Origin of the sequence: Acinetobacter baretiae, assembly GCF_015627105.1 — a bacterium.
Lineage (GTDB): Bacteria > Pseudomonadota > Gammaproteobacteria > Pseudomonadales > Moraxellaceae > Acinetobacter > Acinetobacter baretiae.
This window is the reverse complement of record NZ_VTDM01000045.1, coordinates 1-8,867: the sequence shown is the minus strand read 5'-3', so window position 1 is coordinate 8,867 and position 8,867 is coordinate 1. Positions and strand designations below refer to the sequence as shown.

At 29.5% G+C, this 8,867-nt stretch carries 8 protein-coding genes and 2 pseudogenes; 7 read left to right on the top strand and 3 right to left on the bottom strand.

The window, feature by feature from the left end; translation table 11 throughout:
- The 4 genes and pseudogenes from I2F17_RS12050 to I2F17_RS12035 all read left to right on the top strand — a co-directional run.
- Window positions 1-182 (top strand): annotated as a pseudogene (locus I2F17_RS12050) (IS982 family transposase); the annotation flags it as partial.
- 1,257 nt (window positions 183-1,439) lie between these two features.
- Window positions 1,440-1,694: a helix-turn-helix domain-containing protein gene (locus I2F17_RS12045; RefSeq protein ID WP_211140105.1), complete on the top strand. Its 255-nt coding sequence runs from the start codon at window positions 1,440-1,442 to the stop codon at window positions 1,692-1,694.
- A 5-nt stretch (window positions 1,695-1,699) separates the two neighbouring features.
- Window positions 1,700-2,929 carry a type II toxin-antitoxin system HipA family toxin gene (locus tag I2F17_RS12040; protein ID WP_407926572.1) on the top strand — a complete coding sequence of 410 codons (1,230 nt, stop codon included), beginning with the start codon at window positions 1,700-1,702 and terminating at the stop codon, window positions 2,927-2,929.
- 325 nt (window positions 2,930-3,254) lie between these two features.
- Entirely contained in the window at window positions 3,255-3,692 is a 438-nt protein-coding gene (locus I2F17_RS12035; protein WP_211140104.1) for a GNAT family N-acetyltransferase, read from the top strand.
- Between the two features lie 1,256 nt (window positions 3,693-4,948).
- Here I2F17_RS12035 and I2F17_RS12030 read toward each other — a convergent pair.
- Complete coding sequence (locus tag I2F17_RS12030) at window positions 4,949-5,806, bottom strand: MBL fold metallo-hydrolase (protein WP_211140103.1); 858 nt, start codon at window positions 5,804-5,806, stop codon at window positions 4,949-4,951.
- A 689-nt stretch (window positions 5,807-6,495) separates the two neighbouring features.
- Window positions 6,496-6,834, bottom strand: coding sequence for a hypothetical protein (locus I2F17_RS12025; RefSeq protein ID WP_211140102.1), 339 nt, complete (start codon window positions 6,832-6,834; stop codon window positions 6,496-6,498).
- 269 nt (window positions 6,835-7,103) lie between these two features.
- Between I2F17_RS12025 and I2F17_RS12020 the strand changes: the two genes are divergently transcribed.
- From I2F17_RS12020 to I2F17_RS12630, 3 genes and pseudogenes are all read left to right on the top strand, one after another.
- On the top strand, window positions 7,104-7,532 hold the full coding sequence (locus I2F17_RS12020; protein WP_196424045.1) for a BLUF domain-containing protein: 429 nt from the start codon (window positions 7,104-7,106) through the stop codon (window positions 7,530-7,532).
- Between the two features lie 101 nt (window positions 7,533-7,633).
- Window positions 7,634-7,924, top strand: a pseudogene (locus tag I2F17_RS12775) (BLUF domain-containing protein); the annotation flags it as partial.
- Window positions 7,925-7,933: 9 nt separating this feature from the next.
- On the top strand, window positions 7,934-8,125 hold the full coding sequence (locus I2F17_RS12630) for a hypothetical protein (RefSeq protein ID WP_235985965.1): 192 nt from the start codon (window positions 7,934-7,936) through the stop codon (window positions 8,123-8,125).
- A gap of 141 nt (window positions 8,126-8,266) precedes the next feature.
- On the opposite strand, the gene I2F17_RS12010 is transcribed toward I2F17_RS12630, so the two are convergent.
- Window positions 8,267-8,867 (bottom strand): IS630 family transposase (locus I2F17_RS12010; RefSeq protein ID WP_211140101.1); only part of this gene is annotated, 601 nt, incomplete at its 5' end.

The following is an 8,867-nucleotide window of genomic DNA, read 5'->3' as shown; positions in this document are numbered from 1 at the left end:
ATTTGAAGCAACGAAATAAGATTGAAACATTGTTTGGTTTGTTGAAAGCTAAATACAACTTAGTGACAAGTAAGGCGAGAAGTGTTCAAGGCTATTTAGCAGGAATTTATGCATCTTTATGTGCGTATCAGGTTTGTCATAAGAATAAGCCGAACATTCGAATCATCGGTGCTTCGGCTTAAACAGGATTCGGGTTAATATATAAAGTTAATTAATTCGTATTTTTTCTATATGGAATGTTAAATAAATGTACTAGATTTTTAGTTTTTAACTCTAAGTAGTGCTCTAAAATTAAATTTATAGAAGTTTTAATGGGAATAAGTTCCCATTTTTTAAATTGATAAAATGTTAAATAGATTATTTATCTTGGATAACGAAGATACGTGTACTCAAAATATAAACTGTTATTTTGAATGATATTTTTTGCAAAACGATTTTTTAATACGTGATAAAATATTTTATCATTCGGTAATAATATTTCCACGACATTATGTTTCCCTGTTTTTCCAATTATATGATTATGGGTAGCGGTATGTGGGAAAAATGAAATATTTAACAAGTGCTGAATAACGTGTTCAAAGCTTATATGGTCATGAAACTCAAAATAGCCATCTAAAGGCCCAATTTGATCATCTTGGGCACAGCAAGAGTCCCTACACACATAAAGTTGCATTACTGAATTTATCCCTATAAAAAAATAATGTTTTAATCATCAAGTGTATAAAATTGGGTACTTCGATTTAAAGCATATATTAAACATATCAATGATGCTTTGCCATTTACTAAAGGTAAATCATCATTGATATTTCCTTATCAGCTGTTACATTTGAATTCACAATATAAAATTTGTCTTTGACAAAATGGTCGAATAATCTTGATTATTCAATAACGGCTGTTTCTTCTTTTAGGCTGAGTTATATAATGCTCCGATTGATAAATTTTCTCATAAATTCTTGCAATAAAAATAACGGTAATTGGTGCATCATTATGTAATAAAATCACCATCGAATCATCTTTACGATAACTTTTTACTGATTGCCGTAAATGATTTTTAAAAAGCCTATACAATAGTGTTAGGCTGAAAGATGGATATAAAATCCTTGATTAATTAACAGGTATTATCATTATCTAAGATTTAAATTAAATCTATTACGAAAGTCAAAAAACAATCCATCATAATTTATAAAGCACTACGAAAGAAAACGACATTTGAAACTGCTTTTTCCTAAGCATCTATTAAAAATTAATGAATCTAATCTCACGAAAATTTAAATGAAATAAAAACGTGAAATTGTAATAGAAAACACATCTTTATAACATCGAAGATCTAAGTTTTTTAGATGACATGTTCTTAGACATTTATATTAGATTAGCTATATAGATAACTTATCTTTTTTAATTTATATTATTAGCTATATAGCTATTTTTTGAGTAAAAAGATGACAACACGAGTCGATATTGGCAGAAAAGTATGTACGGAAAGAAAGCGTTTAAGATATACACAAAAACAGATTTCCGAGCTTTCAGGCATTAATAAAACCACAATTTCCGAGATAGAAAATGGACGTTTTACAGGATCTTTTGATATTTTTGAGCGAGTACTCAATGCTGTGAGTTTACAATTTGATGTTGTTCCTCAAAGTGTCGTATTACCAGATTGGAATGATATTGATAAATTATTTTCAGAGGATTAATTATAGTGAATTTAATCAATTTACCGTATCAAATTAATCGCATTCATGTTGCGCATCGTGAAAATACGCTAGGATTATTAACCTATGGCTCTGTACATCATTATCAGCCCATCCAAGAGCAACATCATGTTTCTTTGACCATGACTCGGCAAGGAATGGATGGTTATTCTTCGGGAACTCTACATCCAATTTTTTCTCAGAATTTACCTGAAGGGTTTAACCGTCGTTTCATTTCACAAAAATTAGCTCGATATGCCAAAGTTAATGATATGTATTTGTTGGCATTACAAGGTGATCAAGGCATTGGTTTACTGAATTATCAAAGTGATCTTTTATTTCCCGAAACAACATCTTTAAGTCTAGATCAAATTTTATCTTATCATTCACAGGAACCTTTATTCCCTCAACTCTTAGAGAAATATTATTTACGCAATGCTTTAGCAGGTATGCAACCAAAGGTAAGTATTCCAAATGTGCAATTAAATCAAACAGATCGAACCGTACAGCAAAAAGATTTTATTGTTAAATCTTTTGATGATGATTTTCCTTTACTTACCGTAAATGAATTTGTCTGTATGCAAGCAGCGCAGTACTGTGGACTTGAACCACCAAAGAGCTATCTCTCTAATAATTTGGAAACTTATGTAGTTGAACGCTTTGATCGTAAAAATACAGGTGAGCGATTAGGCTATGAAGACTTTACGACATTACTCAAAAAATCTAATGATGCCGATGCTAAATACACAGGAAGTTATGAAACCTTATTAAAGGCAACATTATTATATACTGGTCGTTTGAGTGAAGTTGAAAAGATGTACCGGTATATTGTTTTTAATTGTTTGATAGGTAATGGTGATGCACATTTAAAAAACTTTGCTTTACAGTATTCATCTGATATGACAAATATTTTTGTCTCACCTCCTTTTGATCTAACACATACACTTATTTACCCTAATATTGACCAAAATATGGCACTTAAATTGAAGGGAAGTAAAGCATTTCCTCATGTGGCTGACTTGCTTAAATTGGCCGAGAGCGATACTTTCAGAATTAGAAATGCAAAAGATATTATTTTTTCTTTTAGTGAACACATTCTAGATTATTTAAAACAGTCCAATGAAGTTCAATTATTCAATGGTTTACGTCAATCCATTGAACGTTCGGTTTCAAATATAATGGTATCGAGCACAACGAGGAAATGCTATCGCCATGATAAAAAGAAAAAATTTGATTGAGGATATTTATGTTAACCCCTTTTATTAGAGGATAACTTTCAAGTCTTTTATATAAATTCTCAACGAATATCATAAAAGTCAGTATTTAAGTTATTTTGTAAATTATTTTCGCTGAAATTTATTATCTTCGAAACAAGAATTACATCTAGATAAAAGGCAAAATAATTCACACCTTGAGTACAAAAATCATGAATATTGTAGTCATAAAAAAGTAAGACTCACTAAACCTGAATTTAAATCATAGCTATTTTCTATTTTATTTCTGTACTTATTTACTAAATCGTTTTAAATTCGATGTTTAACGATTAAAATGGAGGACTTTATAATGATTATTAGACAACTCTCTGCTGATGATTATTCCCAATGGTTATCTTTATGGGATCAGTATCAATCTTTTTATCATGTTAATATTTCAACATCTGTTACTGAGGAAACATATCGTAGGTTTTTAGATCCTGATGAACCTATTTACTGTCTAGTTATGGAATCGGATGGTGTTCTTTTAGGTATTGTTCATTATATTTTTCATCGTAGTACTTGGACCGTTGGTAATTATTGTTATTTACAAGATCTATTTGTTGATCCGAAGCAACGTGCTCATGGTTTAGGTGAAAAACTGATTGATGCTGTTTCTAAAGATGCTAAAGCAAATGAATGTTCTAGGGTTTATTGGTTAACGCAAGAAACAAATTATAGAGCACGTGCATTATATGATCGTGTTGCTGATAATGCTGGGTTTATTCAATATAGAAAAAATTTATAGTTTTACTGATACTGATTAGTAGTTATCTGAAATTTTAAAATTAAATGATAAATTAAGTGCCTTTTCATTTAAACTATAGATAAAATACTTAAAGCTGCATAAAAAAGCCGATATACTTTAAGATCGGCTTTTTCATTCTTTTTACTTAGTGTTTTGAAAAAATTAAGATTCTTATTTTCATAAATAACCCAAATCATGGATAAAAACAGTTAAAAAGATAATGATGAGAACCTTTTAGGAAAGTTACTACACAAACCTAAATTCTAACTACGATGACAAATATTAATGCTTTATTCTGTAAAATCGATGATTTTTTTATAAGATTTGAATCCACTTATTGAGTTTTTCTAAAACGAAATAAACATTTCAAACAAATACACCCTTTAAAACTTAGCTTATCTGAAATCATATTTATCGAACCCCATTACCAATCCTTTGACTTGAATAACTTCAAAAAATCTTTAGAAAACTTAAAAAAACAATATTTTAAATATTTAATAAATCATTCAACTTATCAATACATATCAATTTGCACTACATGCTTTGCATACTGAAATTTTTAAGGATAGCCAAATCCGTTAACAGGTCGATTCAATCACGCTATCTATGTGTAAAAATCAACGTATTCCACGATATAAATCTTTAAGAAAAATGCGATACGGGACGGGAAATTTCTATAAAATAGTTATTTCGCTGAAAACTATATGAAAACTATATATAGCAATGAATGCTAATGAAGATATGATTAATACAGCATTATCCAATAGGTATATTGTTGGTATTAAAAGAATGGGGGATTTAGTCAAAGGTTTTAAAGCATCCCTTTCAAATCTTGGCTATATGCGCCAAAGTTTTAGAAAGAAACTAAATTACAAAAAATTGATTTAGTGATTTATTATTTTATTGCAAAAATATGCAAGTAATACGGCTATCTAAAACAAAAAAGATTGAAAATTTATTCAGTTTACTTCAAAGGAAATACAGCTAAGTAACAAGTAAAGTACGAAGTGTTCAAGAGTATTTAGACCCGAATTCTGTTTAAACCGAAGCATTGACCACTTGAATGGTCAGCTTATCTATATGAAAAATCTGATATGCACATAAAGATGCATGAATTTCAGATAAATACCCTTGAACATTTTTCGCTTTTTTCAATTGCTAGTCTTATTCATGAGTCTAGCTAGATTAGTGTAGTTATACATTTTAACCTAAAAAATTAAGTTGAAAGCATAGTCAGTAGGTTAATGTAAATGGAGTTACTTCCATTCAAATCCATCTTTTACAACTTTAGCTCCTAATTTGAGAGACTCTTTGTCTTTTAAATCAGGATATTGATTTTCTATGATCTGAATGAGCTCTTGGCTATTCTTACTTCTTTTAACGGCTATATTATAATCTTCTAAATATTTAATTGAAAAATTAACAGCATCAATATTTTGCTCTGCACCTGAAATAGTATGTGCTGGAATTACAATTTCAGGATTCATTTTTTTCATATCAGTCAATGAATTTAACAGATTTTGTCTACTTTCTAGTGTGTTAAAATCAGTCATCCAAATATGTACGCCTGAAGTTACTTGAATGCCTCCAACAATTGCTTTTATTTGAGGAATCCATAAATATGTTAACTCTCCTTCTCCTTTTATTTGTATTTCTTCTTCAGAAATTTTAAGTGTATTCAGTGTATATTCATCTGGGATAATAATTTCAGATGGTGCATTTATTCCCATTGTAGGTAGCCAGTATCTTTTTTTAGCCTGATATGTATTTTTAATATGTTTTACGGTTGCTGGTGTAGCAATTATTTTTGCATCTGGAAATATATTCTTCAAAATATCTAAACTAAAATAATAATCTGGATCACCATAACTAACAAAAATAGTAGTCAACTTTTTACCCGTGTCTAATATTTCGGCTGCAATTCTAAGTGCTTCTGATTTAGTAAATTGTGCATTAACTAAAATTATCTCTTTATCAGTTTCAATTAAAGTAGAAGTTATACCAAAATGTATAGGTGATGCTAAATAAGTTTTTAATTTTATACTTTCTGCAAAAGTATGACTTGCTAAGAATAAATTAAACAAAATAAAAAATATTGAAATTTTTCTACTCATATCTTGACCCCAAAAAATATAATGTTAAAAAATATAATAACTTAAATAATTTTAAATTCATGTATTTATAGCTTTAATTTTTGGTACATTTAAAATGTGTTAAAAACATATAAATATTTTTAACTTTACTTCTCACAAAGTTGTCTTCGATTTTCAATACACTAAGCAATGCATTGGCCTTATTTTGTTGCCTCAAAATAGGTTTAATTTGTCGTACATAACAGAATATTTGCAATAATAAGTGATTAAATTAATGCCTGTTGAGCTTTTGGGTAATATCGTTGTGGTCGGAATCAATTAAATACTGACTTGTAATCAATGCTATTGATGAAATGACACATCTAAGTGACTGATATAATTTTTTATAAGTATTAAAAATTTTGTACTACTGTTTATGTAAAGTTATGTATATAAAAAATAAACTATAAGACATTGAATTTAAAAAATAAATTTAATTTTAAATTAGTCATTTTTTATATTTAGATTGAATATTAAGCGAATGTAAGCTTTTGACTACATATTTTAAAATCAGTTACATTTATTATGCATGCACAACAGCGAAGATAATAACTCTAACAACGATTCGCAGTTTACCCATGTAATAGGCTTTCCTACCGCCAATCGTGTAGGAAAGCCTATTACAATTTTATCAAAACTAAAATTTATTTACTTAAAAAATTACCCGTGATCTACTCACCCGACTCACTCTTATAATGAGTCGAATCTGCAACATTCGAAGTTAATATATTTCGCCTATTTTCTGGATCTAAACTTGAAAATCCTATAAGTTTCTTTTTAATCACTTTTGTTACTGTAAACCACTTTTCATTAATTAAAATTTTCTGATCCACTTCAGCTTGGTCAAATAATGAATATAAATGAAAATCAATTAATATATTATCTTCAGGGTCAATCCATAGACGGCTCATCATTACTTTTCCATGTTGGTCTGTCACCATTTCATCAATACAATCTAGTCTAAGAATGATCGTTGATTTAGATTCTAAAAATATAGATGAATTTTTCATCAAGTTCCTAATCATTAAATATGTATAATGATTTTATGATTTTACTTGGTGTTTCATGCAATCAATCTCTTTTTTTTTGTTAAAAATAACAATATCTTGTAAGCAATAGATTACATTTAATGCTTACTATTTAAACTAATTAGAAATAAGTAAAATAATATCACTTACTTAGTAAAAAAATGCCTTAATTGAGTGATTTAATCTAGTGGTATCAAATCATAATTATTTTCAACATACTCACATAATAGATAACTTTTCGGACAAATGATGTGAGATTACATTTTTTATGCTATTCAAGTATTCGAACAAGTAACCATGAAAACTTATTAGATGAAATTGAGGATATTTTAAAAGTTGCACGTGACTTCAATAAAAGACATCAAATTACAGGTGTTTTATATTATTCACATGGGCAGTTTTTTCAATATATTGAAGGATACGAGCCAGTGATTGAAAGCCTATTCGATCGTATTGCGGTTGATCCAAGGCATCATTTTATTCACTATTATGGGACTCTACCGACTGAATATCGAAGATTTAAGGACTGGTCAATGAAATATGTGCAAGGGAACTCTAAAGTCAGAGAACTGCTTGAGAGACGAGAAAAGGAGTATCCAATTTCTTATGAGCTCATACAAGATCATTTGGTTGCATTTATTGATGAATTGATACGTAGTGGAGAGAATAAAATACGATAAAAAATACTATTTACTAAAACTGTGTTAGATTGGTCGATAACAACGTAATTTCTTAACTTCTCTAAGAAAGAACGGTATTTGATTACTTATTACGTCTTTTAATAGGGAGTCATCATATCAAAGCGCAATATTGCTACTTTGGATCAATTGTTGTACATGAACACGAAACATTAATTGAAACGTTACATCAAATCCAGAATCTCATTCTGAAGTTTTCTTATAAAAATAAAATTTCAGGCGTCTTCTACTATGCAAATCAACATTTTTATCATTGTATTGAAGGCGAATCACAGGAACTTGAAAAACTGTGTTGTAGTCTAAAAAAACTCAATAACTTACAATCAATTACCCATATTACAACCATTTATAACTGTAATGAAAATGTCTATGTTGGCTGGAGTATGAGGTACGTCTCAAAAGATTCTTGTATTGCAGCATTTTTTCAAGAACGTAATTTATCGCAATTTCAACCCCTTGAACTGAATCAAGTAGATAGAGAAAAACTTGTCGACGTGATCAAAGCACAATATTGTTTTAGAAAAAAAACTGAATATAGTAAAGGTTACAGAGTTCGCAGTTATCATAAGTATTAGTCAACTCTAATATAAAGCTAATAAATACCATGAGCAATCTTTTGACATGATTTTACTTTGGCTAAATGACTTATGTACTCAAGACAAAAACTATTATTCTCTTTTGTGTATCGCAAAGATTATGATGTATAGTCAAACAATCTAATTACTCATACAGACATGAAAAAACATCTGAAAGAGTCGATCAATACAATCCTCTTGCCATTCTTTTCTCTTTTTCTTAATCCATGCCCAAGTCTTTTCAATAAAATTCAAATCAGGGCTATAAGGCGGTAACCATAAAATCTGATGCCCATGGTGTTCCAATAACTCCTGTGTGTTTACTCGCTTATGAAAGGTCGCATTATCCATCACAATGATGCTGTGTCTAGGTAATTCCGGAATAAGAAAATGCTCTACCCAAAAATGAAATACATCTGAATTAATTTTGCAGTCGAATAAACCAACTGCAAATAGTTGACCTTGATATAATGCACCAATGGCATTGGTTTGGTTCTTTAATTGCCAGTTAAATGAGCCATAACATGGTGTTCCTCTCGGAGGATAACCGTGAGGTCTATAATCGTGTGATTTAAACCCGCTTTCATCAAGATAAACAATGGGGTGCTTTTGTTTAAGCTGATCTAAAGCTTCGATAAATTCTGATCTGAGGGATTCTTTGGCTTGTGGGTGGCGTAAGGTCTTTTTTTCACTGTGATTCCTAAACGTTTTAATGCATAACCAATAGATGCAGCTGAGCAGG

Excerpts from the sequence above, each read along its gene's own strand:
- I2F17_RS12045 (WP_211140105.1), top strand. The coding sequence starts at position 1,440 with ATGACAACACGAGTCGATATTGGCAGAAAAGTATGTACGGAAAGAAAG.
- I2F17_RS12035 (WP_211140104.1), top strand. The coding sequence starts at position 3,255 with ATGATTATTAGACAACTCTCTGCTGATGATTATTCCCAATGGTTATCT.
- I2F17_RS12030 (WP_211140103.1), bottom strand. The coding sequence starts at position 5,806 with ATGAGTAGAAAAATTTCAATATTTTTTATTTTGTTTAATTTATTCTTA.
- I2F17_RS12025 (WP_211140102.1), bottom strand. The coding sequence starts at position 6,834 with ATGAAAAATTCATCTATATTTTTAGAATCTAAATCAACGATCATTCTT.
- I2F17_RS12630 (WP_235985965.1), top strand. The coding sequence starts at position 7,934 with ATGAGGTACGTCTCAAAAGATTCTTGTATTGCAGCATTTTTTCAAGAA.